The organism is Novosphingobium rosa NBRC 15208 (genome assembly GCF_001598555.1).
GTDB classification, from domain to species: domain Bacteria; phylum Pseudomonadota; class Alphaproteobacteria; order Sphingomonadales; family Sphingomonadaceae; genus Novosphingobium; species Novosphingobium rosa.
In genome coordinates this window covers 25,444-52,286 of sequence record NZ_BCZE01000008.1, presented here as the reverse complement: position 1 = coordinate 52,286, position 26,843 = coordinate 25,444, and the positions used below count along the sequence as shown (strand labels likewise).

Annotated in this window: 28 protein-coding genes and 2 tRNA genes; 8 read left to right on the top strand and 22 right to left on the bottom strand. The window is 66.1% G+C overall.

Annotation, left to right across the window (positions count from 1 at the left end):
- Positions 1 to 81 precede the first annotated feature (81 nt).
- Positions 82 to 768 (bottom strand): alpha/beta fold hydrolase, encoded by a 687-nt coding sequence (locus SR3_RS03620; protein ID WP_068080856.1) that lies wholly within the window; start codon positions 766 to 768, stop codon positions 82 to 84.
- Positions 765 to 1,505 (bottom strand): SDR family oxidoreductase, encoded by a 741-nt coding sequence (locus SR3_RS03615; RefSeq protein WP_068080852.1) that lies wholly within the window; start codon positions 1,503 to 1,505, stop codon positions 765 to 767. Before SR3_RS03615 ends, SR3_RS03620 begins: the two co-directional genes overlap by 4 nt.
- Positions 1,506 to 1,760: 255 nt before the next feature.
- Here SR3_RS03615 and SR3_RS03610 point away from each other — a divergent pair, with 255 nt between their 5' ends.
- Positions 1,761 to 2,600 carry a PhzF family phenazine biosynthesis protein gene (locus SR3_RS03610; protein WP_068080849.1) on the top strand — a complete coding sequence of 280 codons (840 nt, stop codon included), beginning with the start codon at positions 1,761 to 1,763 and terminating at the stop codon, positions 2,598 to 2,600.
- Here the strand turns inward: SR3_RS03610 and SR3_RS03605 are convergent.
- The 6 genes from SR3_RS03605 to SR3_RS03580 all read right to left on the bottom strand — a co-directional run bounded on the left by SR3_RS03605 (position 2,516) and on the right by SR3_RS03580 (position 8,403).
- Positions 2,516 to 3,184, bottom strand: coding sequence for a hypothetical protein (locus tag SR3_RS03605; protein WP_068080847.1), 669 nt, complete (start codon positions 3,182 to 3,184; stop codon positions 2,516 to 2,518). The genes SR3_RS03610 and SR3_RS03605 overlap by 85 nt on opposite strands.
- A gap of 44 nt (positions 3,185 to 3,228) precedes the next feature.
- The gene (gene rlmN, locus SR3_RS03600; protein ID WP_068080844.1) at positions 3,229 to 4,491 is read right to left on the bottom strand and encodes a 23S rRNA (adenine(2503)-C(2))-methyltransferase RlmN; all 1,263 of its coding nucleotides are present in this window, start codon (positions 4,489 to 4,491) and stop codon (positions 3,229 to 3,231) included.
- A gap of 98 nt (positions 4,492 to 4,589) precedes the next feature.
- Positions 4,590 to 5,078 carry a hypothetical protein gene (locus tag SR3_RS03595; protein WP_068080841.1) on the bottom strand — a complete coding sequence of 163 codons (489 nt, stop codon included), beginning with the start codon at positions 5,076 to 5,078 and terminating at the stop codon, positions 4,590 to 4,592.
- 32 nt (positions 5,079 to 5,110) lie between these two features.
- Positions 5,111 to 5,947 (bottom strand): hypothetical protein, encoded by an 837-nt coding sequence (locus SR3_RS03590; protein WP_068080838.1) that lies wholly within the window; start codon positions 5,945 to 5,947, stop codon positions 5,111 to 5,113.
- 43 nt (positions 5,948 to 5,990) lie between these two features.
- Positions 5,991 to 7,307, bottom strand: coding sequence for an ammonium transporter (locus SR3_RS03585; RefSeq protein ID WP_068080832.1), 1,317 nt, complete (start codon positions 7,305 to 7,307; stop codon positions 5,991 to 5,993).
- Positions 7,308 to 7,899: 592 nt separating this feature from the next.
- Positions 7,900 to 8,403: a GreA/GreB family elongation factor gene (locus SR3_RS03580; RefSeq protein ID WP_068080830.1), complete on the bottom strand. Its 504-nt coding sequence runs from the start codon at positions 8,401 to 8,403 to the stop codon at positions 7,900 to 7,902.
- A 152-nt stretch (positions 8,404 to 8,555) separates the two neighbouring features.
- On the opposite strand from SR3_RS03580, the gene SR3_RS03575 reads away from it, so the two are divergent.
- Positions 8,556 to 9,491, top strand: coding sequence for an AEC family transporter (locus SR3_RS03575; RefSeq protein WP_068080822.1), 936 nt, complete (start codon positions 8,556 to 8,558; stop codon positions 9,489 to 9,491).
- 4 nt (positions 9,492 to 9,495) lie between these two features.
- Here the strand turns inward: SR3_RS03575 and SR3_RS03570 are convergent, their stop codons facing one another.
- Positions 9,496 to 11,271, bottom strand: coding sequence for a cation:proton antiporter domain-containing protein (locus SR3_RS03570; protein WP_068080819.1), 1,776 nt, complete (start codon positions 11,269 to 11,271; stop codon positions 9,496 to 9,498).
- A gap of 176 nt (positions 11,272 to 11,447) precedes the next feature.
- Between SR3_RS03570 and SR3_RS03565 the strand changes: the two genes are divergently transcribed.
- The 3 genes from SR3_RS03565 to SR3_RS03555 all read left to right on the top strand — a co-directional run bounded on the left by SR3_RS03565 (position 11,448) and on the right by SR3_RS03555 (position 15,933).
- A tRNA-Pro gene (locus tag SR3_RS03565) sits at positions 11,448 to 11,524 on the top strand.
- A gap of 571 nt (positions 11,525 to 12,095) precedes the next feature.
- A complete protein-coding gene (locus SR3_RS03560) occupies positions 12,096 to 14,828 on the top strand; it encodes a TonB-dependent receptor (protein WP_084454881.1) in 2,733 nt (910 codons plus the stop codon).
- 67 nt (positions 14,829 to 14,895) lie between these two features.
- Complete coding sequence (locus SR3_RS03555) at positions 14,896 to 15,933, top strand: family 43 glycosylhydrolase (protein WP_068080816.1); 1,038 nt, start codon at positions 14,896 to 14,898, stop codon at positions 15,931 to 15,933.
- Positions 15,934 to 16,001: 68 nt separating this feature from the next.
- Here the strand turns inward: SR3_RS03555 and SR3_RS03550 are convergent, their stop codons facing one another.
- Positions 16,002 to 16,259, bottom strand: a complete 258-nt coding sequence (locus SR3_RS03550) for a hypothetical protein (protein WP_157098610.1) — start codon at positions 16,257 to 16,259, stop codon at positions 16,002 to 16,004.
- Positions 16,260 to 16,432: 173 nt separating this feature from the next.
- On the bottom strand, positions 16,433 to 17,008 hold the full coding sequence (locus SR3_RS03545) for a TetR/AcrR family transcriptional regulator (RefSeq protein ID WP_068080807.1): 576 nt from the start codon (positions 17,006 to 17,008) through the stop codon (positions 16,433 to 16,435).
- Between the two features lie 50 nt (positions 17,009 to 17,058).
- On the opposite strand from SR3_RS03545, the gene SR3_RS03540 reads away from it, so the two are divergent.
- On the top strand, positions 17,059 to 17,904 hold the full coding sequence (locus SR3_RS03540; RefSeq protein ID WP_068080805.1) for an oxidoreductase: 846 nt from the start codon (positions 17,059 to 17,061) through the stop codon (positions 17,902 to 17,904).
- 33 nt (positions 17,905 to 17,937) lie between these two features.
- Here SR3_RS03540 and SR3_RS03535 read toward each other — a convergent pair whose 3' ends face one another.
- From SR3_RS03535 to SR3_RS03500, 8 genes are all read right to left on the bottom strand, one after another.
- Complete coding sequence (locus tag SR3_RS03535) at positions 17,938 to 18,117, bottom strand: hypothetical protein (RefSeq protein ID WP_068080803.1); 180 nt, start codon at positions 18,115 to 18,117, stop codon at positions 17,938 to 17,940.
- 36 nt (positions 18,118 to 18,153) lie between these two features.
- A complete protein-coding gene (locus tag SR3_RS03530) occupies positions 18,154 to 19,425 on the bottom strand; it encodes a chloride channel protein (protein WP_068080800.1) in 1,272 nt (423 codons plus the stop codon).
- A 61-nt stretch (positions 19,426 to 19,486) separates the two neighbouring features.
- On the bottom strand, positions 19,487 to 19,984 hold the full coding sequence (locus tag SR3_RS03525) for a DoxX family protein (protein ID WP_068080798.1): 498 nt from the start codon (positions 19,982 to 19,984) through the stop codon (positions 19,487 to 19,489).
- 50 nt (positions 19,985 to 20,034) lie between these two features.
- Positions 20,035 to 20,787, bottom strand: coding sequence for an HvfC/BufC family peptide modification chaperone (locus tag SR3_RS03520; protein WP_068080797.1), 753 nt, complete (start codon positions 20,785 to 20,787; stop codon positions 20,035 to 20,037).
- Positions 20,784 to 21,620: an MNIO family bufferin maturase gene (bufB, locus tag SR3_RS03515; RefSeq protein WP_407668144.1), complete on the bottom strand. Its 837-nt coding sequence runs from the start codon at positions 21,618 to 21,620 to the stop codon at positions 20,784 to 20,786. Before bufB ends, SR3_RS03520 begins: the two co-directional genes overlap by 4 nt.
- 48 nt (positions 21,621 to 21,668) lie before the next feature.
- Positions 21,669 to 21,938, bottom strand: a complete 270-nt coding sequence (gene bufA2 / locus SR3_RS03510) for a BufA2 family periplasmic bufferin-type metallophore (protein ID WP_068080885.1) — start codon at positions 21,936 to 21,938, stop codon at positions 21,669 to 21,671.
- A 74-nt stretch (positions 21,939 to 22,012) separates the two neighbouring features.
- Complete coding sequence (locus tag SR3_RS03505; protein WP_068080882.1) at positions 22,013 to 22,654, bottom strand: DUF1109 domain-containing protein; 642 nt, start codon at positions 22,652 to 22,654, stop codon at positions 22,013 to 22,015.
- An 11-nt stretch (positions 22,655 to 22,665) separates the two neighbouring features.
- Entirely contained in the window at positions 22,666 to 23,205 is a 540-nt protein-coding gene (locus SR3_RS03500) for a sigma-70 family RNA polymerase sigma factor (protein WP_068080792.1), read from the bottom strand.
- A 214-nt stretch (positions 23,206 to 23,419) separates the two neighbouring features.
- Here SR3_RS03500 and SR3_RS03495 point away from each other — a divergent pair, with 214 nt between their 5' ends.
- Positions 23,420 to 23,692 carry a BufA1 family periplasmic bufferin-type metallophore gene (locus SR3_RS03495; RefSeq protein ID WP_068080790.1) on the top strand — a complete coding sequence of 91 codons (273 nt, stop codon included), beginning with the start codon at positions 23,420 to 23,422 and terminating at the stop codon, positions 23,690 to 23,692.
- Between the two features lie 77 nt (positions 23,693 to 23,769).
- Positions 23,770 to 24,213 (top strand): DoxX family protein, encoded by a 444-nt coding sequence (locus tag SR3_RS03490; RefSeq protein ID WP_068080784.1) that lies wholly within the window; start codon positions 23,770 to 23,772, stop codon positions 24,211 to 24,213.
- Here the strand turns inward: SR3_RS03490 and SR3_RS03485 are convergent.
- The 3 genes from SR3_RS03485 to SR3_RS03475 form a co-directional block, all read right to left on the bottom strand.
- Positions 24,197 to 25,564, bottom strand: coding sequence for a cation:proton antiporter (locus tag SR3_RS03485; protein ID WP_245653753.1), 1,368 nt, complete (start codon positions 25,562 to 25,564; stop codon positions 24,197 to 24,199). The genes SR3_RS03490 and SR3_RS03485 overlap by 17 nt on opposite strands.
- Before the next feature lie 153 nt (positions 25,565 to 25,717).
- Positions 25,718 to 25,793, bottom strand: a tRNA-Ile gene (locus tag SR3_RS03480).
- A gap of 34 nt (positions 25,794 to 25,827) precedes the next feature.
- Positions 25,828 to 26,832: a polysaccharide deacetylase family protein gene (locus SR3_RS03475; protein WP_407668143.1), complete on the bottom strand. Its 1,005-nt coding sequence runs from the start codon at positions 26,830 to 26,832 to the stop codon at positions 25,828 to 25,830.
- Between the last annotated feature and the right edge of the window lie 11 nt (positions 26,833 to 26,843).

Genomic DNA, 26,843 nt, shown 5'->3' with positions numbered 1-26,843 from the left:
ACACCCTCGCGCTCCCATTCCGTCTTCCGGCGAGAGCGACGCATGGGGCCGAAGCCTCATGCCCTGTGCTCCTCGCTGGGATCAGGCCAGCCAGTTGCGGATTGCGCCGATGAAAGCCGCAGGATCTTCCGCAGGCAGCATATGGCCCGCGCCAGCAATCACCGACAGCGCCGCGCCGGGGATCAGCGCCGCGATCTGCTCATGCTGCGCCACCGGGCTCCAGCGATCCAGTTCGCCCACGATGGAGAGGGTGGGGCAGGCGATCGAGGGCAGCAGGCCCTCCACCTCGGGCCGGGCCAGCAGGGCCTCGATCTGCTCCTCGAAGCGGGTCTGCCCGGCGGAAATGCACATGGCGCGCAGATCGGCCACCAGCGCGGTGTCAGCCAAGGCGGCAGGCGTCAACATCGGCGGGAGCCACGTATCGACCAGCGCGGCAAAGCCCTGTTCGCGCCCGATGTCGCGCAGGGCATAGCGCTTCTCGCGCTCTTTGGGCTGGATCGGGTGGATGCCGGTGTCGGCCAGCACCAGCGCTTCGACACGTTCGGGCGCGCGGCGCATGATCTCCAGCGCGATGCGCGCGCCCATCGAATGGCCCAGCAGCACAAAGCGCTCCGGCGCGCGCGCCAGAGCATACTCCGCCATCGCGCTCAGGCTGGTTTCGCGCCCGTAGAAATCGTCGATTCCGCTGGCGCCGGGGAAGGCCTCCATCGTGGCCGAGAACATCGACAGATTGCACAACAGGCCGGGGAGGATGAAAAGCGGGCTCATGCGCGGGCCAGGTAAAGCACGTCGCGCGGCTGGGAAAGCAGGAATTGCCCCGAATCGATAAACAGCGTCTCGCCGCTGGCCAGCACCCCGTCGGCCATGAACAGCGCGGCATCGGCCAGTTCCGCAGGATCGGTCAGCCGTTGCAGCAGGTTCATCCGCCCGCTGGTGAGATGCTCGTCGGGCTGCTGGTCCCAGCTCGGCATCATCGCGCCCGGCGCTAGCCCATAAACGCGATGCGCCGGATAGGCCATCGCCAGCATTCGCACCGTGGCCGAAAGCGCATGCTTGGCCATGGTGTAGCTGAAGAAATCCGGGTTGGGGTTGGCCAGCTTCATATCCAGCATGTTGATGACCATGCGGCCATCATCGGCACCCTTCAGGAACACCTGAGCCATCCGCGCCGGGGTCTGCGCATTGACCTGCATCGCCTCGGCAAAGATTGCCGGATCGAGGGCGTCGCCCCCGTCATAGCGAAACACCGCCGCGGAATTGACCAGCAGCCGCAGGTTTGGATGTGTGGCGGACAGGCGCCGCACCATGGCCACCGCCGCATCGCCATCGGCCAGATCGCATGGCGCGGTTTCTGCGCTGGGCAGCGTTTGAGCCAAGGCCTCGGCGTCCTCGCGCGAGTGCCCATAATGGATGATCACATGCCAGCCCGCCGCTCCGAAAGCGCGCGCCATTTGCGCTCCGATGCGCTTGGCGCCGCCGGTGATGAGGACGGTGGGAGTGGTCATTTGTGTTTGGGTAAGGGGAGGGGAGGATAGGGGCAAGAAGGAAAAGGAGAATGCGAGGGCCATAAGCGCCCTTGAATGTCTGCGTTGCGCCAAGGGTTCGGCCAAAGAGCAACGTCGCTGCGCCGCAAGCAGGACTCCTGATGCCTGCGGCACCACTGCGATATCGTCGGGAGACGAAATGGGAGCGCGCGGGGGTTACCCCCTCGCATCTTTCTTTTTTCGCCCTAAACTGATCCCCTGAAAGGATATTCACCCATGAATTTCGATCTGGTCGATGTTTTCCCGAGCGACAGGCCTCTCACGGGCAACCCGCTGGCCGTGGTCCATGGCGGCGAGGGGCTGAGCGATGAGCAGATGATCAAGCTCACCCGCTGGCTGGGCTTTTCGGAGACCACCTTCCTGCTGCCGCCGACCGATCCGGGCGCGGATTACCATGTGCGCATCTTCTGCCCGCGTGGGGAACTGCCCTTTGCGGGTCATCCCACGCTGGGCACCGCATGGGCATGGCTGAACGCCGGCGGCAAGCCTGCTCGCGAAGGCGTGGTGATGCAGCAATGCGGCGTGGGTCTGGTCGAGGTGCGCCTCACGGGAGAAAAGCTGGCCTTCCGCGCGCCGCCGCTGATCCGCTCCGGGCCGCTGGGTGAAACGGAGCTGGCCGAGGCGCTCAAGCTGCTCAATCTCCCGCGTGAAGCCGTGCTGGATGCCGTCTGGGCCGACAATGGGCCGGGCTGGCAATTGCTGCGACTGGCCAGCGCCGGGGCGGTGCTGGCGGTGGAGTGCCCCGCGCGCGGTCCGGTGCCGACCGATCTGGCGCTTGTCGGGCCGTCGCAGGAACCCGGGATCGACTGGGAGGTGCGCACGTTCTTCGCCGGTGCGACCGGCGCGATCATCGAAGACCCCGTGACGGGCAGCCTGAACGCCAGTCTCGGGCAGTATCTGTTCGAAACCGGGCTGGCGAGCGAGGCCTATGTCGCCGCGCAGGGCCGCTGCGTGGGCGCCGATGGCCGCGCCTATGTCAGCCGTGAGGGCGATGACGTCTGGGTCGGTGGCAAGGTCGCGGCGGTGTCGGTGGGGGGCACGCTGACGGGCGTCTGAGCCTCGACGAAAAGGCGCTGGAAGGCGCGGTCGTGGAAGATCCAGACCTCGGGGAAGTGGGTTTGCGCCTCGGCGCAGGCCGCTTCCCACCAGCTCTGGGGCGGCGTGGGCATCCCTGCAATCCATGCTGCGTGAGAGAGCAGCACCAGCCCGTCGCAGCGCGCATAATGCTTGGCGCATTTCTTCGCGACCAGCCGGGCTATCTCTTGGGCGTAAAGTTCCGGCGCAACGGGTCCGGGCCCCAGCACCGCATAATCGGCCTGCGAGAGGAAGAGGTGGCAGGCGTCCAGATAATCGCGGTTGCGCTGGCGGGTGGGGTCGTCGGCCTCGGTGTTTTCGAAGAGCAGGGTGCGATTGTCGAGATGGATCGCGAAATCGGGCGTCTGCCAGTGCTTCTCGCCGATCAGCCGCACGGCCTGGGCACCGCGCATCGCCGCGAAACGCGCCGCGATCCACGCCTCGCGATAGGGCTTGCCAATCTGGGAGCGGATATCGCAGGTCTCGGCCAGCTGCGCGCCGACGCGATCCGTCAGCGCGATCAGCTCGGCGGGCGTGAACCAGTGGTCGTAGGCGATCGTGTCCATGCGGGCGTAAGGCTAGACCCGCGCCCGCATCGAGCCAAGCGCGATCAGCCCAGAGCGGCCTGCTTTTCCTCGACCAGACGGTCCAGCTCGGCGCGGCTCATCTTCTTGGCAGCGGTCTTCAACTGGCCGCAGGCCGCGTCGATATCGCGGCCGCGCGGCGTGCGCACCGGGGCGCTGATGCCCGCCTCGAAGACGATCTCCGAGAAACGGCGGATCCGCTCGGGCGTCGAGCATTCGTAAGTCGCGCCCGGCCAGGGGTTGAAGGGGATCAGATTGACCTTGGCGGGCAGCTTGTACTGCTTGAGCAGGCGCACCAACTCGCGTGCGTCCTCGTCGCTGTCGTTCTTGTCCTTCAGCATCACATATTCGAAGGTGATGCGGCGAGCGTTGCTGGCGCCGGGGTAATCGGCGCAGGCCTGAAGCAGCTCCTCGATGCCATACTTGCGGTTGACCGGCACGATCTCGTCGCGCACATCCTTGTTCACGGCATGCAGCGAAACGGCCAGATTGACGCCGATTTCCTCACCCGCGCGGGCCATCATCGGCACCACGCCGCTGGTGGACAGCGTGATGCGGCGCTTGGACAGAGCCAGCCCGTCGCCATCCATCACGATCTTGAGGGCATCGCGCACATTGTCGAAATTATACAGCGGCTCGCCCATGCCCATCATCACGATGTTGGTCAGCAGGCGGCCATCGGCGGAGTAGTCGCCCTCGGTTTCCTCGTCATCCAGCCCGTTCATCGCGCCCTTGGGCCACTCGCCCAGGGCATCGCGCGCCAGCATCACCTGGCCCACGATCTCGCCCGGGGTCAGATTGCGCACCAGACGCATCGTGCCCGTGTGGCAGAAGCGGCAGTTCAGCGTGCAGCCGACTTGGCTCGACACGCAGAGGGTGCCGCGATCGGCGTCCGGAATGAACACCATCTCGAACTCATGGCCATCCGCCGTGCTGAGCAGCCACTTGCGCGTGCCATCCTCGCTGTGCTGCGAGACGACGATCTCCGGGCGGCCCACCACGAAGCGCTCGGCCAGCCAGGGGCGCATGGATTTGGCGATGTCGGTCATCGCTTCGAACTCGCTGACGCCGCGGTGGTAGATCCAGTGGAACACCTGCTTGCCGCGCAGCTTCGCCGCCTTCGCATCCAGCCCGGCCTCGGTCATCAGGCGGGTGATCTCGGCCCTTGGCAGGCCCAGAAGGTCGATCTTGCCATCAGGGCGCGCGGTGACGGCACGCGGCGTCACCACCGGGTCGATGTGACCGGCAATGGGCATGGAGGTGGGAAGCTGGATGTCGATGTCTGCCATGGCGCGGGCCTGTACGCCGTTTTGCGGGAAAAAGATAGGTGGGGAGGAAGGCAGGACATGCAAGGGTGTTACACCCTCTCGCATCTTCCTTTCCCTTCTTAACGATCCGAAGCACACCCCAACAACGCGGCATCCATCGCTGTCGCCGCCCCGTCCAGCACGTAGCTGTCGCTGAACACATGGCCATCGGCCCCATGCGCGCTCACCACCATGCCGCTGGCCGAGCGCATCGCGGCGGTGATCGCGGCGTCCTCGCGCCGGGAGGGGGCCCATGCGTCGCCTCCGCCCGAGGCGAGGCGCCATTTCTGCCCGTTGATGTTCAGCACCACGGGGCGGCCTGCCTCAAGGTGACGGGAGAGGCGCATATGGAACTGCCCGCGCATGCCGCGTTTTGGCCATGAGCCGACATCGGCATAGGGGGTGAAGGCGCGGGGGCCTCTGCCGGGCTCGGCCATGGCGATGGCGTAGCAGCGGGGCACGGCGGCGTCGCGGAAGGCGCCCCATGCGCCGAACATGCCGAGGCTGTCTCGGGCGAGGGCGGAAGAGGGCAGGGCCAGAAGAGGGAGCAGCAGGAGCAGGCGCTTCATCGCGCTCTCATGACAGAAAGGGCGCGCGGGGGCTAGATCACCTTGCGGGAGAGGCGGCGGGGTTTGCCTTTGGGCTTCGCGGCGTGGTTTGCCGGGGGCGGCGCCTTGCAGGCGTATTGGTCCAGCGTGCCGTGGATTTCGCCTTTGTCGGCGGAGATGGTCAGCATGGAGCGGCGGTCCGTGCCGTGATCGTTGCACTGCCAGTCGATGATGGGGGCCGGGTGAGGCGAGGTGGCCAGCGCCTGCCACTCGTGGAATTGCAGCAGCAGCGGGCGGCGCGGGTGGGCCTTGCTGGTGAAGGCGTGGAGGTGCGGGTTGTCGCGCGTGATGCCCACCACGATGGCGTAGCGGTGGCCGCAGGTGGAGTTGCCCATGGGCAGCAGGAATTCGCTGGCGATCCCGTCATGGTTGTAATCGACGAGATGCATGATGGCGGGGGCCGGGCGGGCGTGGATTTCGGCGCGCAGGGCGGTGTTGTCGCGGCTCATGCGGCCGATGTCGGCCACGTCGAAGGGCCAGCGTTGCAGCAGGGCGGTGGGGGCGTCGCTGGGGCTGAAGCCCGCCTGCGCGAAGAAAGGGGCCAGGGGCAGGCGTTCCGGTTTGGCGTGGGGGCGCTGGCGTTCAAGGATCAGAACGCCCTCCTGCGCATAGGCGAAGCTGTTGCAAGGGCAGGCGACGGCGGTGTCGAGATCCTGCGGGCTGCAGGTGCTATCCTTGGGCTTGCCGCGCCAGATCAGCCGCCATGTTTCCTTCACGCCGTGGATGATGACCTGTCGTTCCTCGCGCACCACATCCTTGGCGGGCGGGGCTGCCAGCAGCGGCGCGGCGAAGAGGGCCAGAATCGGGGCAAGAAAAAGGGGCAGTCGCATCGACCGCCCCCTTAGCAACTTCATCGTGTTTCAGCGCATGATTTCAATCCATCTCCCAGGCGCGTTCGCCATGGGCGGTGATGTCGAGGCCTTCGCGCTCTTCATCGGCGTCGGCGCGCATGGGCAGGATCCTGGCCACGCCCCAGCCCAGCGCCAGACTGGCCAGAGCCGACCACGCAGCCGTGACGACCACGCCCAGCACCTGACCTTCAAGCTGCCGCGTGAAATCCATGCCCGGCGCATAACCGGCGCCGCCCAGCGAGGGGGCGATGAAGATCGCCAGCAGGATCGAGCCGGTCATGCCGCCCACGCCATGCACGGCGAAGACGTCGAGCGAATCGTCGATGCGCCAGCGGTTCTTCACCAGATGGATCATCGGGAAGCAGATCGCGACCGACAGCGCGCCGAACACCACCGCCGCGCCCGGCGCGATAAAGCCCGCCGCCGGGGTCACCGTGGCCAGACCGGCGACAGCGCCCGTGGCGAAGCCAATGCTGGTGGGCTTGCCGACCACGATCCGCTCCAGCGCCAGCCAGGTGAGGGCGGCGGTGGCGGCGGCGGTATGCGTGGCAAGGATCGCGCTGGCGGCGGCGCCATTGCCGGTGAAGGTCGACCCGCCGTTGAAGCCGAACCAGCCCACCCACAGCAGCCCCGCGCCGATCATCGTCAGCGAGGGGCTATGCGGCAGCATCAGCGTCTTGGGCCAGCCCATGCGCGGCCCCAGCAGCCATGCGGCCACCAGCGCCGAGACGCCCGCCGTGGTATGCACCACGATGCCGCCCGCGAAATCCAGCGTGCCAAACCGCGTGACCATCCAGCCATTGCCCCAGATCCAGTGCGCCACCGGCACATAGACCACCAGCCCCCACAGCGCGCAGAAGCCCACGACCCAGCCGAAGCGCGCGCGGTCCACCCATGCGCCGGCCATCAGCGCCGGCGTGATCGCGGCAAAGCAGAGCTGGAACAGGGCGAAGCTGTTTTCAGGCAGGTTGGTGCCGCTGCGCACCGGGGCCAGATGGGCAAGGCCGAACTGGCCGAGGCCGCCGATCCAGCCGCCGATGTCGCCGTTGAAGGTCAGCGAGTAGCCCACCAGCACCCACAGCAGCGAGGCCGCCGCCGCAATCGCGCCCACCTGCACCAGCACCGAGAGGAAGTTCTTCCCCCGCACAAGACCGCCGTAAAACAGGCTGAGCCCCGGCAGGCACATCAGCATCACCAGCGCCGAGGCCGTCATGATCCAGACCGTATCCGACCCGCTGGGCCCCGTTGTGGCCGCCGCGGCCTGAGCTGGCGACGACAGCGCCAGAGCGCCCGCCAGGGACGCCACGAATCCCGGCCGCCAGACCGCGCGAAGTTGCATCGAAATCCCTCCAGATTCGCGCCGGGCCAGCCGGAGCGACGTTTTTCATCCTGAAGTGCCTTTGTGATGTTGGAAAAGATCGCGCAATGACATTTTTGTGATGGAATACGTTGTAGGCGTAAAATTGCGCGGGGGTGCCTGTGGCGGGAAAGATACGCTGTTGCGGGAAAGTGACGGGCCCCGCATTTAAAGAGCATCCAAGCCGAGGGAATCGGGTTAGAGAGCATACGTAAGCGAGACGCAGTCAGCGAGAGGCGCGGGCAGTCAAGCCTGTCCGCGCCATGTCTCAAGCGAGCGGGCCGCAAGGAGAAGGGAAGCTCCTTGTGGCCCGATTTCTTTTCAAGACTTTAAGAAGAGACAAGGCGAGGGTGTTACACCCTCGCGCTCCCATTTGCTGTCTGCGTGGCGCATCGGGGTCAGCGTTGGAGCAACGTCGCCGCGCCGCAGGCTGGATTCGCGGCGGGGCGCTATCGGGTTAGAGCCTGCGGCGCCGCAGGTGGATAGTCTGAGCGCTACGACCGGGTGCCACGGCCCATGCGCCGGAAGACGTCATGGGAGCGCGAGGGGGTAACCCCCTCGCATCGATCTTTCTTCACCCCTTAACCGGGTACTCGATCCCGATCACTTCCCACTCCTTATCCCCGCCCGGCAGCACGACCCGGCGCAGATCCCCCACAGCCGCCCCGCGCAAAGCCCGCGACAAGGGCGCCGACCAGCCGATCATGCCCTTGCCCGCGTCCTGCTCGTCATCGCCGACCAGCGTGAGTTTGCGGTGGTTGTCGTCCTCATCCGCGATGGTCACGGTCGCGCCGAACCAGCAGCGCGACTGGTCTTGCTGCCCGGCGGGATCGACCACGCGCACGGCCTTCATGCGGCGGGCGAGGTGCGCGAGTTCGCGGTCGATCTCGCGCATGCGCTTGCGGCCATAGAGGTAGTCGCCGTTTTCGGAGCGGTCGCCATTGCCCGCCGCCCAGCTGACGACCTCGACGATCTGGGGGCGCTCGGTGCCCAGCAGGTGGTCATAGCGGGCGCGCAGCACGGCAAAGCCGGCGGGGGTGATCGGCGGGCCTTCGTTGAGGGGGCGGGTCGGTTTCATCAGGGGCTTGTGGGGCACAGGCGGCGGAGCCGCAAGGGTAAGCGTCGGCGGCCTCGCAAGGGGGCGTTATCGACGAAAGTCTGCGTGGAAAGGCGCTGGCCAGTGGGGGGCGGGGTGTCTAAGCGCCCAAGCTTGGCCAGTGGAGACGTTGAATGTTGTCGGTCGTGGGCATTGTGCTGCCCATCTTCGCGCTGATTTTCGCCGGATGGGGCGCGCGGCGCAGCGGCGTGCTGGGGCCGCATGCCACCGGGGAGCTGAACCGCTTCGTGGTGTGGCTGGCGCTGCCCGCGCTGCTGTTCGACATCGTGGCCAAGGCGCATTGGCATGACATCTGGCAACCGGGCTTTGTGGCGGCCTGCGCGCTGGGGATGGGCGTGGTCTTCGCGCTGACTCTGGCGCTGCGCTGGCGCAAGGGGCGTCCGCTGGCCGATGCGGCGATCGATGCGTTGAATGCGGCCTATGCCAACACCGGTTTCATCGGCTTTCCGCTGCTGCTGGCCGTGTTCGGGCCGAGCGCCATGGCGCCCACGCTGATCGCGGCGATCCTGACGGTCTGCGTGCTGTTCGCCGTGGCGCTGGTGCTGATCGAGCTGGGGCTGCAGGCCGAGGCGCATCCATTGCATATGGCGCGCAAGGTGGCGCTGTCTCTGGCGCGCAATCCGCTGCTGGTGGCGCCGGTGCTGGGCGGGGTGCCGCTGGCCTTCGGGCTGGCGCTGCCGGGGCCGGTCGATGCGTTTTTCAAGCTGCTCGGCGCGGCGGCCTCGCCCTGCGCGCTGGTGGCGCTGGGGCTGTTTCTGGCGGAAAAACGCGAGGGCGGGGCTGGGGAGGGCGGCGCCACAACCCTGCTGGTGGCGCTGAAGCTGATCGCCCAGCCCGCCGTCACATGGGTTCTGGCCGCCTATGTCTTCCATCTGTCGCGACCGCTGGCGGAAATGGCCACGCTGCTGGCCGCGCTGCCCACCGGCACCGGGCCCTTCATGGTGGCCGAGTTCTACCGGCGCGAGGCGGGCATCACCGCGCGGGCGGTGCTGATCTCCACCGTGCTGTCGTTGGGGACGGTGACGCTGTTTCTCAGCCTGATCCGGTAAGGCGTCAGCGCTCGCTTTCGGTGGCGACGGCGGGCATGTCGCTGATCGGGGTGGTGATGATCCTGTCGCGTGAGGCGCGGATATCGCCGGTTTCGATCTGGATCTTCAGGCGTTCGCGATCGCGGGTGCGGTACATGTCCTCGGCGCGGTTGATGGCGTCGATGCTCACGCCGCTGTCTTCCAGCGCGAGGCGGGCCATCTTCACCGCCGATTCCATCAGCTCGCGCACCACTCGGCTGACCGGCGACTTCTTCAGACGGATCAGCGCGCGGCGGTCATAGGCGCGCACATAGATCCCGGCCTGAGGGAAGGCCTGATGCACCGCCTCGACCAGATCGGGCGAGATCTGATCGCCATCGAGGCAGAAAAGGATCAGCTGGGCTTCCTCGGCTCCGGCCTGACGCAGCAGGTCCAGACGCGTGCCGTCGCCGAAATAGACCTTGGCGCCAAAGCTTTCGGCGATGTCGATCATTTCGATGTCGCGGTCCACCAGCGTGACGGTGATTTCGCTGGCGATCAGCATTTGCGCCACCGTCTGGCCGAAGCGGCCATAGCCCACGATGATGGCGGCGGCCTGATCGGCCTGAGCGGGGCCTTCACGCTCGCCCTGGGGCTTGGCGGGCTCCTTGCGCAGCGGCTTGGTGAGCGCCATCAGGAAAGGCGTGGTGGCCATGGAGACGGTGACGATGGCGCCGAACAGGCTGGCCGCATCCGGGGCGATCAGATAGGCATTCTGGGCCTGCGCAAACAGCACGAAGCCGAATTCGCCGCCCTGGCTCAGCAGCAGGCCCAGCGCCAGCGCGCCGCGCCATGTCATGCGGAAGGCGAGGCCGATCAGGAAGATCACCAGCGTCTTCACCAGCACCAGCGCCAGCGCCATGGCGATGACGAAAAGCGGGCGCTCGGCAATGGCATGCAGGTTGAGCATCATGCCGACCGTCAGGAAGAACAGGCCCAGCAGGATCGAGCGGAAGGGCTCGACATCGGCCTCAAGCTCATGGCGATAGGGGCTGTCGGCCAGCATCACGCCCGCGACAAAGGCGCCCAGCGCGGTGGAGAGGCCCAGCGTTTCCATCACGGCGGCGGAGGCCATCACGGTGAAGAGCGCGGCGACGATGAACATCTCGCGCTCGCCCAGATTGCCGATCAGGCGGAAGAGGGGCCGGATCAGATAGCGGCCCGCCAGAATCAGACCCGCCACCGCCAGCAGCGTGAAGAGCGCCAGCTGCCAGCCGGGAGGGCCGTTGGCATCGGCCGGGTTGCGGCTCATCGTGGCGATGATGGTGATGAGCGGGATGATCGAAAGATCCTGAAACAGCAGGATGGCGAAGGTGCGCTCGCCAAAGGGCGTGCGCATCCGGCCCGAGGCCTGCAGCATCGGCAGCACCTGCGCCGTGGAGGACAGCGCCAAGGGCAGACCCAGCGCCAGAGCGGCGGTGGTGGAAAAGCCGGTGCCCAGCGCGATCATGCCGGCCAGCGCCAGCCCGCAGAAGGTGACCTGCAGCAGGCCAAGGCCCAGAATATCGCGCTTCATCCGCCACAAGCGCGAGGGGTTCAGCTCCAGCCCGACAAGGAACAGCAGCAGGGTGATGCCCAGCTCGGCGATGCCCATTTTCTGGTCGGCCTCGCCCACCAGACCCAGCACCTGAGGGCCCACGACTGCGCCCGCGACGAGATAGCCCAGCGTGGCGCCCAGACCCAGCCGCCGGAACAGCAGCACAAAGACCATGGCGAAGCCAAGCAGCAGGAAACCGTCGTGAAGCAGCGAGTGATGGGTCATGAGGGGGGAAGAATCCTTTCCTGTCCGGTGTAGCGGCAATTGCGTGACGGGCAAATGTCAGGATGGACAAGGGCGATGGCCCAAGGTGTTTGCGGGCTTTGCGTGAAGGTCTGTCACAGACATGTCGCTTTTACGCTTGCGCTGCTTGTTCGGCAAACCTAAGGGCGGTGTCGCGTCGGGGAGTGGCGCAGCCCGGTAGCGCGCTTGCTTTGGGAGCAAGATGTCGCAGGTTCGAATCCTGTCTCCCCGACCACTTTCCCCTAAAGCCCTGAATAACGCCTGTCTGGAGCGGTCGCGTCTGTCTTGCGGACTCTACTGCCCTTGTTCGGCCGTCGCCATGCTTTTCCGGCTCCGGTCTCCAGGCCTTGACCTCAGACATGCTGCCCGGCTGACGGCGAAAAATGTATGATAATACTTTCCCGGTCTGGCGAGTGCTTCGGACTGATATGGCGTTCGCTGCCCGAACTGAATCCAGAGGTTGTGCGCAAAAGCAAAACATGCGGCGATCAGGCCTGAAGTGACCTGGTTTCACGATGATCAACAGGGCCGATGGCTCAATGAAATCGTTTGATTGCGCAAGAATCAACAAGCATCCCTCATCGATCTTGATCGCGAATAGGCGCTGCGCGCAGCCTTCCGTGAAGGCGTGTCGGCAAGGGCTGCAATCCTTCTGGCGGAATAATTGAAATAAGTGAGCAACACCCCCTTGGCGGGAGAGTAATTGTCGTATAAATGCGACCTCAACCTGCCACGCGGCCGCGACGAAAGCGGACTGGTGGCGAATCTCCGAGCCGAAGGCCGGAACAAGGGAGGGTGTTGTAAAGATGACCAATCGGAAGAATTTCCTGTGCTCGGTGTCGTTTGCCGCGATGTGGCTCGTGGCCGCGAATGCTCATGCGCAAGGTGCTCCGGCCCCCGCCGAAGCCGCGCAGGCCCCTGCCGCTGACACGCCGGAGATCATTGTGAGCGGCATCCGCAGCTCCATGAAGGCCGCCGAGACCATCAAGCGCAATTCCGACCAGATCGTCGATGCCATCGTCGCTCAGGACATCGGCAAGTTCCCTGATCCTACCGTCGCCGCCGCGCTGCAGCGCGTGCCGGGCGTGCAGGTGTCCGTCGGCGACAACAATGAGATCGTGAACCCGCTGGTGCGCGGCCTCGGCGATATTCTCACCACGCTGAACGGGCGCGAGGTCTTCACCGGCGCGGGCCGTGGCTTCTCGTTCCAGGACGTGCCCGCCGAGGCGCTGGCCGGCGCGCAGGTCTACAAGAACAACAGCGCGAACATGATCGAGGGCGGCGTCGCCGGCGTCATCAACATGGACCTGCACCGTCCGTTCGATTTCAAGAAATTCACGCTGGCGGGCAGCGCCAAGCTGTCGCGCTCCAGCAATCTGGAGCAGGTTTATCCCGCCGTCAGCCTGCTGATTGCGGACCGTTTTGACACCGATGTCGGTGAAATGGGCTTCCTGCTGAGCGGCTCCTATTCGCGCACCAAGTTCGATCGCCCGGTGGCCTTCGACGATCTGATGCGCTCGGGCAACCATCATGCGGGCACCGGCTCGCAGGGCGCGCTGATGCCCACCGGCGTTGGCGGCCTCAACCAGTTCGGCACCTATTCGCGCCCGCAGGTCAATGGCTCGTTCCAGTGGCAGGCGAGCGATCATCTGCAGGTCTATGCCGACGGGCTGTGGGCGGGCTACCGCAACACCTCCTCCACCGCCTTCATCATCAACGACGCCTATGCGCCGGGCAGCAGCATCACCAACCTCAAGGTCGATAGCAACAAGTGCAACGACTATCAGGTCGGCACGGACGGCTATTACAACCCCAATGGCGGGATCGAGCATCTGTGCAACGCCACCTCCTACACCGCCCTCAACGGTCGCGGCTTCACCAGCAATCAGGCGCATAAGCAAAGCACCGATGATCTGATCTTCGGCGGCGGCATGAAGTTCGATCAGGACCGTTTCCACGCCGATCTCGACGTGTCGTATGAAAAATCGACCTATCGCAACAAGACCTTCATCATCGACATCGGCAAGAACATCCCGCAGCTCGATGTCACCACCAATGACGATGGCGGCGTGAACTTCTCCGCGCCCGGCAATCCGCTGGGGCAGCAGGGCGGCTGGACCTTCACCAACGGCCTGTATGACGAGCGCTCCAAATCGACCGGCACGCTGTTCGCCACCGCGCTCAACACCAAATATGAGGTGGGCGGCATCCTGAAGGAGATTCAGGTCGGCGCGCGCTATGCTGGCCGTGTGGGTGACTTCAAGGATGTGATCGTCAACCCCGGCGCGCCCGGCGGCGGCTATGTCACGCCGATCGACGGGCAGGGGCTGCCCGCCAACTTCCTGCAGCCGGTCCCCGGCGTGCCGCGCATCTATGGCGGCCAGTCCTGGCTGCAGCCGGGCACGGATGTGCTGCTCGACCGCGGGGTCGAGGATCGCCTGCTCACCATCTTCGGCCAGCCGACCGGCGACCAGCCCTATGATCCGGCGCGCAGCTTCCATGCCCGCGAAAGCACCTATTCCGGCTACGTGCAGGCCAAATACGGCATCGATCTGGGCGGCCCGATCGCGCTGGACGGCCTGGTCGGCCTGCGCATCTCCCGCACGGACCGCACCATTGCCGGCACGGGCACGGTCACCAATCCGAACGGCACGACCACGCTGGTCCCCGTCAGCCGCACCACCAGCGACACCGATTTCCTGCCCAATTTCAGCGCTCGCCTGAAGCTGGGTGGCGGCCTGCAGCTGCGCGCCAGCTATGCCAAGGTACTGTCGCGGCCTGATTTCGGCTCGCTCAATCCGGGCCTGAGCTATGCCGTGTCCACCAACGCCAACATCCAGAACGGCGGTTCGCAGGGCAACCCGGACCTCAAGCCGCAGACGGCGAATGAATTCGATGCGATCGCCGAATATTACTTCGGCAAGTCGAACGCGATTTCGCTGGGCGTCTACCAGAAGGACATCAAGGGGCGCGTCATCACCACCGGCGTGCTCACGCAGATCGCCGGGATCAATTATCTGATCCAGACGCCGCGCAACCTTGGCTCGGCCAAGCTGAAGGGCATCGAGGCGAGCGCGCAATATTTCTTCGACTATCTGCCCGGCGCGCTCTCCGGTTTCGGCATCTACGGCAACTTCACGCTGGCCGACAGCAAGGTGACCGCACGCAGCGACAGCCTGTATGGCCAGCCGCTGCTCGGCGTCTCCAAGTATAACTACAATGCCGGCCTTATTTACGAAAAGTACGGCCTGTCGGCGCGCCTGGTCTACAACCACCGCTCGCAATATATGGATGGCGACAACACCACCTCGGTCAATCTGCGTCCGGTCAATCAGGGCACCTTCCTGAATGGCGTGCGCGCCGCGGGCCGCCTCGATTTCAGCATCGGCTATGACCTGACCAAGAACGTGACGCTGACCTTCGACGGCACCAACATCACCAGGACGCCGTACCGCAGCTTCTACGGTGACCCGGCCAACCCGCACGACATCCGCTTCGACGACACGACCTATTCGATCGGCGCGCGGTTCCGTCTCTGATAAGTCCCTCCCCCCACTGGCCGGGCGCCTTCTGGCTCCCGGCCATCTTTTTGCGAGGCCTTGCGCGATGCGCTTCCCCCTTCTTGCCGTGGCTCTGCTGAGCATGGCGGCGGCTCCGGCCCAGGCCCAGACTGCAGCGGCCCAGACTGCGGCAGCGCAGACTGCGGCCAGCCCGACCAACCCGGTCTTCACGGGCGCCGATCCCGATATGGTCGCGCTTTGTGGCCGGTGGTGGGTCTATCCGACCAATGCGCTTGACCCGAAGGATGGCTTTGCCGCCTCGCGCTTCTACGCCTGGTCGTCCTCCGATCTGCAGCACTGGCGCCAGTCCGAGCCTTTGCTGGAGATGGACAGGATCGACTGGATCAAGGCGGATGGCGCCGCCAGCCACGGCCTGTGGGCGCCCAGCCTGACGGCGGCGAATGGCCGCTATTACCTCTATTATTCCGTCGGCCCGCAGAACCCGACGCCGAGCCGTCTGGGCGTGGCGGTCGGCGACCGTCCGGACGGCCCCTTCACGGACAGCGGCAAGCCCCTGCTGACCGGCGGCAACGGCTTCGAGGCGATCGACCCGATGGTCTTCGTCGATCCCAAAAGCGGGAAAGCCTATCTCTACGCCGGTGGCAGCGCGGGCGCGAAGCTGCGCATCTTCGAAATGAAGCACAACATGACGGAGATCGACCATGAGATCCCCGTCACCACGCCGCCCAATTTCACCGAAGGCGCCTTCGTTCACGAGCGCAAGGGCATCTATTACCTGTCTTACAGCCATGGCCACTTCGACGGGCCCGACTATTCCGTCCACTATGCGACCTCGACCTCGCCGGTTGGCCCCTGGACCTATCGCGGTGCGATCCTGCAGGCGGACGCCACCCATCAAGGGCCCGGCCATCACGCCTTCGCGGAAAATCCGGCGACCCATCAATGGTTCATGGCCTATCACCGCTGGGAACGCGGGCCGGGGGCAGGGCCTTACAAGGGCACGCGCGAGGTGGCGATCGATGCCATCCATTATGCGCCGGACGGGCGCATCCTGCCGGTGACTATGACGGACAGGCCGCCGCTCTCGCCACTTCCCGCGGCAAGCTGCCATAAGGCCGGGTAATCGTCAGCCAAATCCGGTGTCTGGCGGGGAGGCGCCATGCCTCCCCGCAGTTCTTTAAAGCTGGCGTATCAAAGTTGTCCGGCGTGCCAGTCCGCATAGCTGCGCGAACCGGCCAGCGTCGCGATTTGCTCGGCGCGCAGCCGGGATTGCTCCCCGGTCTGGATGGCGTAGCGCCACCGCTCGGCGGGTTCCGCCGCCATCACGATGCCGACCAGTCGGCCAAGCGTGCCTTCATCGACCGAACTGTCGCGAAAACCGGCTTCGCCACCCTGCTGCCCGTCAAAGGCCAGCAGTTTCGCCGGCGTGCTGAAGCTGATGTCTGTCATGATCTTCACCCCATTTCGTTTCTCGAGGGGATGGTGCTTGAAAGGCCCTGACGGCACAAGGGGACAAATCCTCTGTGTATCGATAGGAATGCACAATGTATCCGGTTCGCCGCGATGCCACGCGCGATGCCACCGAGGGACTCGGGCGGTTCACGCCGGGGCAGGGAGCCGGGTCAGGCGAAGCCGCGTAGCACGGTGGCCGCCACGGCCTGCGCCTGCGGGGCAAGCTCTTCGTCGGGCAATTCGCCCGCCGTCCAGAACGACAGCACGCCGCGAAAGCCGAAAGCCAGCTGCCGGGGCAATTGTTGGGCGCGATCTGCGCTCAATCCGTCGCCATCGCCCAGCGCCAGCGCCCACAGCGCGCTCGACTGCTCCAAAGGCCCCGGCACGGTGACCGGCGTGCCCAGCCACCCCATCACCACGCGATTGACCCGCGCTTCCTCCAGCATCACCCCGGCGGCGATGGCGATGGCGGCCAGCACGCGGGCGTGGGCGTCACCATCCGGGCGGGCGGCCAGATAGCGCGCCTGCATCTCGTCGATCCGCCGGGCGGAAAGCGCCTGCATGATCGCCGCCTTGCTGCCGAAATGGTTGAAAGGCGTGGCGAAACTGACCTGCGCCTCGGCGGCCAGATCGCGCATCGAAAACTCCGCCTTGCCTTGGCGCAACAGCCGCTCGGCAGCGTCGATGATGCCCTGGCGCACCGGCTCGCCCCGGCTTTTGACGGTTTTGGTCTTGTCGATCGTCATGGCATTATCTATATCACGATATAGTTAAACTGTCATGCAGGAGTTAGATCATGTCCGCTCCCCTTTCCAGGACCTTCCTGATCACCGGCGTCAGCTCGGGGTTGGGCCGGGCCTTTGCGCAAGGCGCGCTGGAGGCTGGCCACCGTGTGATCGGCACCGTCCGCCGCCCACAGGATGCCGGGGCTTTCGCCGCGCTGCATCCCGAACATGCCCATCCGCTGCTGCTCGATGTCACCGATTTCAACGCTATCCCCGAAGCCGTGGCGCGCATCGAGCAGCAGCTGGGCGGCATCGACGTGCTGGTGAACAATGCCGGTTACGGCCATGAGGGCGTTTTGGAGGAATCCTCGCTCGACGATCTGCAGCGTCAGTTCGCCGCCAATGTCTACGGGCCGGTGGCGATGATCCAGGCGGTGCTGCCGGGCATGCGGGCGCGCCGCAAGGGGCATATCGTCAATGTCACCTCGATGGGGGGCTTCATCACCATGCCGGGCATCGCCTTTTATTGCGGCAGCAAATTCGCGCTGGAGGGTATTTCGGAGTCGCTGGGCAAGGAGCTGGCGGGGCTGGGCATCCATGTCACCGCTCTGGCGCCGGGGCAGTTTCGCACCGACTGGGCGGGGCGCTCGATGGACCGCACGCCGCGCAGCATCGGTGATTATGACGCGGTGATGGACCCGATCCGCGCCGCGCGGCAGGCCAAGAGCGGCAACCAGCCGGGCGATCCCGCCAGGGCGGCGCAGGCCCTGCTGGCGCTGGTGGCGGCAGAGCATCCGCCCACCCGCCTGTTTCTGGGCGAGGATGCGCTGGGGCTGGTCGAGGCCAAGCTGGCGAGCATGAAGGCCGAGCTCACCCGGTGGGACTCCCTGTCGCGCTCCACCGCCTTCGAGGCCTGAGACGCCGGGGGCATGCCCCCGGTCCCGGCTTGCTCAGCGCAGCTTGGCGATGCTCAACCCGTCATTCTTGGCGCGGTCCTTCACCGATTCCTCGCTGCGGGTCAGCGCCTTGGCGATGGCTTTCAGGGCCATGCCTTTCTTCGCCAGCGTGTGCAGCTTCTGGATTTCGGCGGCGGTCCAGGGCTGGCGGTGTCGTTCGAATTTCTCGGCCATGGGAGCCTTCCGATGGTTGTGGGGTGAGACCCTGCATCACGCCATAAAGGGGCGCGAAAGGGCGTGATAGAGCTTCTCGCGGCAGACGCTGCCGCTCACGGCGTCGGCGATCAGCGCCGTGGCGAAGAGCGGCAGGATCATGGTGCGGTCCGCCGTCATCTCCATCATGATGATCACCGAGGTCATCGGTGCGCGCACCACGCCGGTGAAATAGCCGACCATGCCCAGCAGCACGATGGCGCCTGCCGAACCGCCGGGAAACAGCATGGCGATCAACTGGCCAAGCCCGGCCCCGACCGACAGCGATGGCGCGAAAATACCCCCCGGCGCGCCGCTGAGCGCGGTGGCCAGCGTGGCGATGAATTTGGCCGGACCGAAGGTGACAGGGGCCTGCTGGCCCATCAGCAGATGGCGGGTGGTCTCATAGCCGGTGCCCCAGCTCAGCCCGTGGCTCAGCCAGCCGGTGGCGGCGACGACCAGGCCGCAAACCGCCGCCAGCAGGATCGGGCGCGCGCGGACCCTCACCAGAACACTGTTCTGCGATTGCCCCATGGCGATCAGGCTGCGGGAAAAGCCGCCGCCTGCAAGCCCGCCCAGAATGCCCGCGATCGGCGCGACCATCAGCATGGTGCCAATCGGCATGGCGCCGCTCATGGCGCCGAAATAGACATAGTCCCCGGTCAGGCCCAGGCTGACGAGGCCCGAGATCATGACCGCGGCCATCACCAGCACCGCGACCTTCTGCTCGAAGGCGGAGGCCAGCTCCTCGATGGCGAAGGCGACACCGGCCAGCGGCGTGTTGAAGGCCGCCGCCACGCCCGCCGCGCCGCCCGCGATGATGATTCCGGCCGAAACCGGCACGCGCAGCCAGCGATGCACCGCCACCATCAGCGCGGCGCTGATCTGCACCGTGGGGCCTTCGCGCCCCACCGATCCGCCGCTCAGCAACATGGCGAGCGTGCAGGCGAATTTGGCCAGCGCCGTGCGCAGCGAGACGAGATCGCCCTTTTTCTGCCCTTCCGGATCATGGCTGGCGGCCATCACCTGCGGAATGCCCGAACCGCGCGCCGCAGGCCACCAGCGGCGCGTCATCCAGACCACGCCGGCAAACATCGCGGGGGTGAGCAGGAAGGGCGCCAGCGGAAAGGCCGTCGCCAGCTTGAGGAACAGATTTTGCGCGATCTCGCCAAAGCGGGCGAAGACGATGGCGGCCAGACCGAGCAGCACCGCCCCCGCCAGCGCGGCCACGCGCCTTTGCGCAACGGTGATATGACGACGTTTCAGCGGGGAGGGCAGGTGACGGGGCATAGGGGTGCGCTTAGGCCCTGATCGGCCATACCGCCACCCTTTCGCGCCCATATAGTGCAAATTACCCATGACCAGGGGCGTTGCGGCGCCAGAGCCGGACCAGAAACCGGTCGACCGAGACAGGGCCGGCCCCCGTCAGGCACAGCGCCAGAATGCCCGCGATATAGAGCAGGTCGGTCTCATAGCCCGGCTGGCCGAAATGGGCGCCCGCGCCGTCGAAGGACATGAGCTTGATCGAACTGAAGCCATTGGGCCAATGCACCGTGACGGTGGCCACCACCAGCACGACGATCATCGGCATGGCGGCCAGCGGCACCAGCGCCCCGGCCAGCATGCAGAAGCCGCCCAGCAGCTCGACGGCGATGGTGGCGTAACCCAGCAGATGCGGAAAGGGCATGCCCATCGCATGCAGGATGGCGGGGAAGGCCTCTGGCCCGCGCGCCAGCTTGGCGAAGCCGTGCTGCATGAAGCCGAAGCCGATGATCAGGCGCAGCGGCAGCGCGGCCCAGTCCTTCGGCAGGGTGAGCGGGGATGTGAGAAGCTTTGGTGCATCGATCATGGTTGCGGCCTCCTTGTGTGGGAAGGCCTACGTCTCGCCATGGTTTGCGGTTACAGCGGATGGTCGGAAATCTGCGCGATAAGGCCATCGCGGAGCCATTGCGCCAGATAGCTTCCGGCGATCCGGGGGCCTGCGGTCTCGCCCTCGCGCGCGACCAGCATGGCGCAGAGCGCGCCGAAATCGCAGCCTTCCCGCAAGGCTTCCAGCGCGCGGGCCTCGGCGGTTTCAAGGGTGCGGAAGGCGGGGGTGAAGCCGTCGCGCCAGATGAGGATGGCGCCGGGTTGCGGCAGAAGCTGGGCTGGCGGCGGCGTTTCGCCCTGCGCGATGGCGGACCAGATGGCTCCGGCATTGCTGCTGGCGGGCAGCAGGGTAAGGGCGGGGATCAGGCGCAAGCGGGCGCGGTCCCAATCGATGTCGGCAAGACTGGCCGGATCGAGCGGCGGGCTGTCCGGCGCGATAAAGGCCTGAGCCAGCGCGCATTCCAGGGCGGCCAGATCGCCGACTTCGGGATCGTGGGGGTAGAGATCGCGCAGCGTCGCGGGAAAGCCCAGCCCATAGGCGTCGAGCGTCCAGCTGGAGGGTGGAGAAGCGTCGATGTGGGTTGCCGCGGCGGCCGCGAAGGCATCGTCGCCCAGCCAGGCGTGGAGCGTGGGATAGCTCTCGCTCAGGCAGGCCATCAATTGCGCGCGGTAAGTGTTGAGATAGACGCTGAGGCCTGCCTTGGCGCGCGGGGCCTGCAGGGCAGGCGTTTGCTCGGCAGTCAACCAGTCGCGCAGGCCGGTTTGCAGGGCGATCAGGCTCATGCGCTTTCCCTTTCGGGCTGGGTGGCGATCTGGCGGGCGAGGTCCAGTTCTTCCAGCAGATCGGCCAGCGGCGGAATGTCATCGTCGCGCTCGATCATGGTGGCGACGGGGCCGGTGCGTTCCAGCGCCCGGCGGTAGAGCGCCCAGACCGGGGGCGGCACGGGTTTGTCATGGGTGTCGATCAGCAGATCGCGGCCCTGGCTGTGCCCGGCCAGATGGATCTGCCTGACCCGCTGCGCCGGAATGCCCGCCAGATAGGCCAGCGCATCAAAACCATGGTTGGCGGCGCTGACCACGATGTTGTTGACATCGAGCAGCAGATCGCAGCCGGTGCGCGCGCAGATCTGGTCGAGGAAGGCCCATTCGCTCATCTCGCCATCCAGCGTCAGATAGCTGGAGGGGTTTTCGATCAGCATGGTGCGGCCCAGAGCCTCCTGCGCCTGATGAATGTTGGCGCAGACCACCTCCAGCGCTTCGAGCGTATAGGGCAGGGGCAGCAGATCATGCGAATTGAAGCCGCCGATGCGCGACCAGCTGAGGTGATCGGAGACGAACAGCGGCTCCACCGCATCGACCAGACTGCGCAGGCGGCGCAGATAGTCCGCATCGAGACCATCGGCGGAACCCAGCGACATGGACACGCCATGCAGCGCCACCGGATGGCGTTCGCGCACGCGGCGCAGCACGTCGAGAGGGCGCCCGCCGGGCACCATGAAATTCTCGGAAATCACCTCGACGAAATCGACGGCCACGGGGGCATCGCCATCGAGAAAATCGCCATAATGCGGCTTGCGCAGGCCGAGGCCGAACCGGTGAGAGGCAGCCATGCCCATCCTCCTGAAAAAGAGGCCCGGCCACCCTCGGCGGCCGGGCCATGTATCTTACTTCGGCGCGGTCAGGCTGCCGCCATCGGCCTTGCACTGTTTGGCGGTTTCGCTCTTGAAGCCCTGACCCTTGCATTCGTTCATGCCCTTGCAGTCGTGGCCTGCCGACTTGCAGTCCGACTGACCCTTGCAGGCGTTCACGCCAAAGCACTCGACTTTCATGGAGCTGCTGCCCTTGGCCAGCGCGGGGGTGGAGGTGGCGGCGCCCGAAAGGGCCAGAAGCGCAGCGGCGGCGGCAAAGCTGACGGCGGATTTGGAAGCGGTCATCATCGAACTCCTGAAGAAAGATTTGCCCTGTTGGCATCCCTTCTACGCAGGGGATCGTGCTTTGGTTACACCGCTTACCAACGCATCAATTTAGGGCCCAGCAAAGCGCCGATGCCAGCGGCCAGCAGAATGCCGAGGCTGTACCATGTCAGCACGAAAATCGCCGAAACCTCGGGGCAGTGCAGGCAATAGATGGTGGCGGCCCATGCGCCCGCCGCAAGGCCCGCCACCGCGCCCGCCTCCCGCAGTCGCGTGGGCGCCATGCGGCGGAAGGACCACAGCAGGCCGATAAAGATCGGCATGGCCAGGGTCAGCACCAGCCATGGGCAGACCTTCCAGCTGGCCCCCAGCCACATCGCCAGCCATGCGCGCGAAGGCGTGCTGGCCAGCTCGCCGATGCCGATCCCGGCCAGCAGCAGCACCGGCACGCTGAGCCACCAAAGCGCGCGCAGGCTTTGCGGGTTGGGGCGGGCGAGGCGCAGCACCGCCATCACCGAGCCGATCCCCAGCGATGCGGTGTAGGTCCATTTCATCCAGAAAGAGAAGCCATGCATCGCGCTGTGCAGATCGGGCCTGATGCCAAGCACGCCGGCCACCAGCAGCGCCGTCACCAGCGCGCCCGCCACCATGCCCAAAGCCAGGCGACGCCCCAGCGCGCCGCGCGGCACGCGGGGCACATCGCGGCTGAGCGAGCGGATCAGATCCTCGGTGTTGATGTCCCGGTTCTTCAATGGCTTTCTCCCCGCAGGCGGGCGGCCAGCGCCTTGAGACCGCGGTGGACAGATACTTTCACGTCGGATTCTCCAAGACCGGCCTGCTGGGCCGCTTCGGCGATGCTCAGCCCCTCGACCTGCGTGTCGCGGATAGCGCGCGCCTGTTTGGGCGAGAGGGTGGAGAGCAGCGCCTCGACATCCATGCGGGCGGCCAGCGCCTCCTCGAAGCCCTCGGTCATCAGGATGGTTTCGACATCCTCGATGGGCACGGACAGCCGGCGGCGGCGCACATGATCGATCAGCCGGTAACGCGCAATGGCATAGAGCCAGGCGGTGAAGGGCCGGTCGCGGTCATAGGTGGCGCGCTTGCCATGGACCGAGATCAGCGTTTCCTGCACCAGATCCTCGACATCGCTGTCCGCGTCACGCATCCGGCGGCGGTAGAAGGCGGTGAGCAGCGGCACCAGCGCGCGCAGCAGTAGTTCATGCGCCGTGGCATCGCCTCCGAGCCCCGCGATCATCCATGCCTTCAACTGTGCTTCGCTTGCCTGCATGCGCCCTCCGGCAGGGGTTACGGTGCAAGAGGAGGACTGGTTACAGCCTTTTTTCCGGCGGCTGAAAAATTTTTCCTGATGGCCTGCGTGTAACCGGCGCGGTCCGGCCTGCGTAAGTCAGGGCATGATCCGCCGTTCCCATCCGGTCGGATCGGCGCAAGGCGCTGCCATGACGGGGCGCCTTGCGCACCCCCATTCGAACAGGAGACATCTCATGAACCGTACCCATGCCGCTTTCGCCGCCACTTTCGCTCTCACCCTGACCGCCGGCGCCGCTCAGGCCGCCGATGGCGCCAAGCAGCCTATGGAAAAATGCTATGGCGTGGCGCTGGCCGGGCACAATGACTGCAAGGCCGGGGCGGGCACCACCTGCGCGGGCACCTCGAAGACCAACTATCAGGGCGACGCCTGGAAGCTGGTGAAGGCCGGCACCTGCACCGCGATCAAGACGCCCAAGGGCATGGGTTCGCTGACCCCCAAGGCCTGAGGGCCCCCCCGCGATGTCCGAGCGCCGCCGGGGGGACGACCCGGCGGCGTTTGTCCGTGATCCGAAAGGCCGGCCTCATGACACCCTTGCTTTCCCTCTATCGCCGGGCCTGCGCCGGGGCGACCCGCCTGATCCCCGAGGCGGCGCTGCTGCTTGTCGCGCGGCTGGGCATCGCCGCGATCTTCTTCCTCTCGGGCCGCACCAAGGTGGAGGGTCTGCTGACCATCACCGATGCCACCTATGAGCTGTTCCGCACCGATTATGCGCTGCCTTTCGCCAATCCGGTGGTGGCCGCGCATATCGCCACCTACTCGGAACATCTCTTCCCCATCCTGCTGGTGCCGGGCCTGTTCACCCGCCCCGCCGCGCTGGCCCTGCTGGGCATGACCGGCGTGATCGAGATCTTCGTCTATCCCGATGCCTGGCCCACCCATCTGAGCTGGGCAGGGCTGCTGCTGCCCCTGATCGCGCGGGGCGGCGGAGCCTGGTCGCTGGACCGCCTGTTCAAACTTGAGGGCTGACCGCTCCCACGCTCCCCAACACGCCGCTTTCGCGCGCCCTGCGGCCATAGACCAGCTCGAACAGCGGGCTGGCCATCATGGTGGTGACAATCGCCATCAGCACCAGCATGGAAAACAGCGTCGGCCCGATGATGCCCTTTTGCAGGCCGATGTTGATGATGATCAGCTCCATCAACCCGCGCGAGTTCATCAGCGCGCCGATCCCCAGCGCGGTGGGCTTGTCCTCTCCGCACAGCCGCGCCGCGATGTAGCAGGCGCCGAATTTGGCGGCGATGGAGGCCGCCAGAATGCCCAGCGCGATCAGCAGCAGCGAGGGCGAGTTCACCATGTCGAGCCGCGTGTTCAGCCCCGAATAGGTGAAGAACATCGGCAGCAGCAGCACGACCGCCACCGGCTCGACCTTGGCCTTCAGCTCCTGCGCGAAGAGCCCGCGCGGCATGAAGACGCCCAGAATAAAGCCGCCGAAGATGCCGTGAATGCCGATGGCGTCCATGATGAAGGCCGACAGGCAGAAGGCCATCAGCGTGATCGCCAGCACGCCCATGCTCATGCTGCCCTCCGCCTCCACGGCGCGGCCCAGCGGGGCCAGCATCCGCCGCCCGAACAGCAGCAGGAAACCGGCGTAAAGCACCGCGCCGCCAATCGCCAGAATGGCCACGCCCGGGCCGCCGCCGAAGGTGGCCAGCACGATCGCCAGCACGCACCATGAGGCGGCATCGTCGAAAGCCCCCGCCGAGAGGGACAGCGTGCCCAGCGGGCTGCCCGCCAGACCACGCTCATTGATGATGCGCGCCAGCATGGGAAAGGCGGTCAGCGCGATGCAGGCGCCCATGAACAGCGTGGCATTGGCGGTGCTGACGGTGGGGGCGAACAGGCCGGGCACGCGCAGCAGAAAGGGCGTGAAACCCGCGGCGATCAGAAAGGGCGCGATCACCCCCGAGGCCGAGACGGCCGCGGCGCTGCGGGCTTTCGATTCGAAATGATCGAGCCGCAGGGTCAGCCCCACCAGGAACATGTAGAGCGCGACCCCCAGCTGCGATCCGGCGTAAAGGACGTTCTTGGTTTCCTTGGGAAAGATCGCCAGTTGCAGATCGGGCCAGATCAGCCCCAGCAGCGAGGGGCCCAGCAGCACCCCGGCGATCATCTCCCCCACCACCTGCGGCTGGCCCAGGAAGCGCTCACCGATCCAGCCGACCACGCGGCAGGCCAGAATGATGATCGCCAGCTGGAGGAAGAAATGGATCGAATAGTCGCCCGGCGCATAGCTGCTGGCCGTGGCAGCCGCTGCCGGGCCATGCGGCAGCAGCAGATGGGCCAGAGTCGTGTTGAAGCTGTCCAGCGCTGCGCTCAAGTGTCTCTCCATGCATGGCCTTGTTTGGCCTCGTCATGGGGGCGGGTTTAGACCATCCATGGCGATTGGTGAAGATCGGCTTGCTTCACAGCAGACGTATGGCACGCGCTGATTTGCGACGCCCTGCGCTTTTTCAGGCGCTTGCAAAGGCGTTGGTGGGCCCGGCAGGATTCGAACCCGCGACCTAGCCGTTATGAGCGGCCAGCTCTAACCGCTGAGCTACAGGCCCCACCGGTGCATGTCCGTTAGCGGCGAGAGGCGCGCTAGGCAAGCACCACCGATTCCATGATTTCCTTCACCGATGTCGGCTTCACCCGCGCCGCGATCAGCCGCGTGAACACCGCGCGCCACCAGTCATACATGCGGTCCAGATCGCCCGCCGTGCGCACATAGGGCGTGTAGCCCGGGCTGAGCGAGGGGCTGTGGAACGACAGCACCACCACCGGCAGCTTCGCCGCCACCGCCAGATCCACCGCGCGCAAGGCCTCGGCGATGGTCACGCCCTCGGGGGTGAGCGGAATGCGGTCGAGCAGGCGCAGCCGCGCCATCAGCCCCTGCATCCGCCCCATGCGCGACACCGCCGGAAACAGGCTCTGCCCCCAGCGCCGCATGCCGCCCGCAAAGACCGAGGTCAGCGGCAGCTCCATCAGCGTGCGCGCCTCATCCACCCACCAGGGGCGCAGGCCCAGATGGCTGTAATCGGGCCCGCCGCCCGGCGAATAATCGAAGCGCGAGCGCACCGAGGTGTCGATGGCGATGCCCGCTTCCTGCAGAATGGCGGCGGTGTTGGGCCCGGTGCCATAGCGCCCGGCGCGGTAGATCAGCGGCTTCACGCCGAAATTGCGCTGGATCGTCTCATGCAGATGCATGAATTTGGCGCGCTCCAGCTCATAGGGCAGATTGCCCGCGAAGCTGTTGTGCTGGTTGACCTCTTCCTCATGCGGCGGGTTGACCCAGGGGTGCAGCTGCACGCCCACCTCGGCCTTGCCCTGCGCCAGCGGTTCGCGCAGCACCTCGGCGGCCAGCGGCGAGGTGGCGATGGGATAGTCGATCAGATAGACCGGGACCACGCCGAAGCCGCCGCAGAACTCCTGAAACTTGGTGATCCAGCCCACCGTATCCACGGTGTGGCCGCTGGCGCGCAGCGGCTGGGTCCAGTCGAATTCTTCCTCGGTGTCCACGGTCAGCAGGAAGCGCTGGCCCATGCCATCCCTGAAACGCACCAGAGCATCGGGAGCCGGAGCGTCGCTCAATCGAGGGCTTGCCACATCTTGCCTCA

Coding starts and splice junctions, on each gene's coding strand:
- SR3_RS03535 (WP_068080803.1), bottom strand. CDS start 18,117: ATGGCCGAGAAATTCGAACGACACCGCCAGCCCTGGACCGCCGCCGAA.
- SR3_RS03620 (WP_068080856.1), bottom strand. CDS start 768: ATGAGCCCGCTTTTCATCCTCCCCGGCCTGTTGTGCAATCTGTCGATG.
- SR3_RS03525 (WP_068080798.1), bottom strand. CDS start 19,984: ATGATCGATGCACCAAAGCTTCTCACATCCCCGCTCACCCTGCCGAAG.
- SR3_RS03615 (WP_068080852.1), bottom strand. CDS start 1,505: ATGACCACTCCCACCGTCCTCATCACCGGCGGCGCCAAGCGCATCGGA.
- SR3_RS03555 (WP_068080816.1), top strand. CDS start 14,896: ATGCGCTTCCCCCTTCTTGCCGTGGCTCTGCTGAGCATGGCGGCGGCT.
- SR3_RS03550 (WP_157098610.1), bottom strand. CDS start 16,259: ATGACAGACATCAGCTTCAGCACGCCGGCGAAACTGCTGGCCTTTGAC.
- SR3_RS03545 (WP_068080807.1), bottom strand. CDS start 17,008: ATGACGATCGACAAGACCAAAACCGTCAAAAGCCGGGGCGAGCCGGTG.
- SR3_RS03570 (WP_068080819.1), bottom strand. CDS start 11,271: ATGACCCATCACTCGCTGCTTCACGACGGTTTCCTGCTGCTTGGCTTC.
- SR3_RS03500 (WP_068080792.1), bottom strand. CDS start 23,205: ATGCAGGCAAGCGAAGCACAGTTGAAGGCATGGATGATCGCGGGGCTC.
- SR3_RS03595 (WP_068080841.1), bottom strand. CDS start 5,078: ATGAAGCGCCTGCTCCTGCTGCTCCCTCTTCTGGCCCTGCCCTCTTCC.
- SR3_RS03605 (WP_068080847.1), bottom strand. CDS start 3,184: ATGGACACGATCGCCTACGACCACTGGTTCACGCCCGCCGAGCTGATC.
- SR3_RS03560 (WP_084454881.1), top strand. CDS start 12,096: ATGACCAATCGGAAGAATTTCCTGTGCTCGGTGTCGTTTGCCGCGATG.
- SR3_RS03575 (WP_068080822.1), top strand. CDS start 8,556: ATGTTGTCGGTCGTGGGCATTGTGCTGCCCATCTTCGCGCTGATTTTC.
- SR3_RS03520 (WP_068080797.1), bottom strand. CDS start 20,787: ATGAGCCTGATCGCCCTGCAAACCGGCCTGCGCGACTGGTTGACTGCC.
- SR3_RS03540 (WP_068080805.1), top strand. CDS start 17,059: ATGTCCGCTCCCCTTTCCAGGACCTTCCTGATCACCGGCGTCAGCTCG.
- SR3_RS03585 (WP_068080832.1), bottom strand. CDS start 7,307: ATGCAACTTCGCGCGGTCTGGCGGCCGGGATTCGTGGCGTCCCTGGCG.
- SR3_RS03530 (WP_068080800.1), bottom strand. CDS start 19,425: ATGCCCCGTCACCTGCCCTCCCCGCTGAAACGTCGTCATATCACCGTT.
- bufA2 (WP_068080885.1), bottom strand. CDS start 21,938: ATGACCGCTTCCAAATCCGCCGTCAGCTTTGCCGCCGCCGCTGCGCTT.
- SR3_RS03580 (WP_068080830.1), bottom strand. CDS start 8,403: ATGAAACCGACCCGCCCCCTCAACGAAGGCCCGCCGATCACCCCCGCC.
- SR3_RS03610 (WP_068080849.1), top strand. CDS start 1,761: ATGAATTTCGATCTGGTCGATGTTTTCCCGAGCGACAGGCCTCTCACG.
- rlmN (WP_068080844.1), bottom strand. CDS start 4,491: ATGGCAGACATCGACATCCAGCTTCCCACCTCCATGCCCATTGCCGGT.
- SR3_RS03590 (WP_068080838.1), bottom strand. CDS start 5,947: ATGCGACTGCCCCTTTTTCTTGCCCCGATTCTGGCCCTCTTCGCCGCG.
- SR3_RS03495 (WP_068080790.1), top strand. CDS start 23,420: ATGAACCGTACCCATGCCGCTTTCGCCGCCACTTTCGCTCTCACCCTG.
- bufB (WP_407668144.1), bottom strand. CDS start 21,620: ATGGGCATGGCTGCCTCTCACCGGTTCGGCCTCGGCCTGCGCAAGCCG.
- SR3_RS03490 (WP_068080784.1), top strand. CDS start 23,770: ATGACACCCTTGCTTTCCCTCTATCGCCGGGCCTGCGCCGGGGCGACC.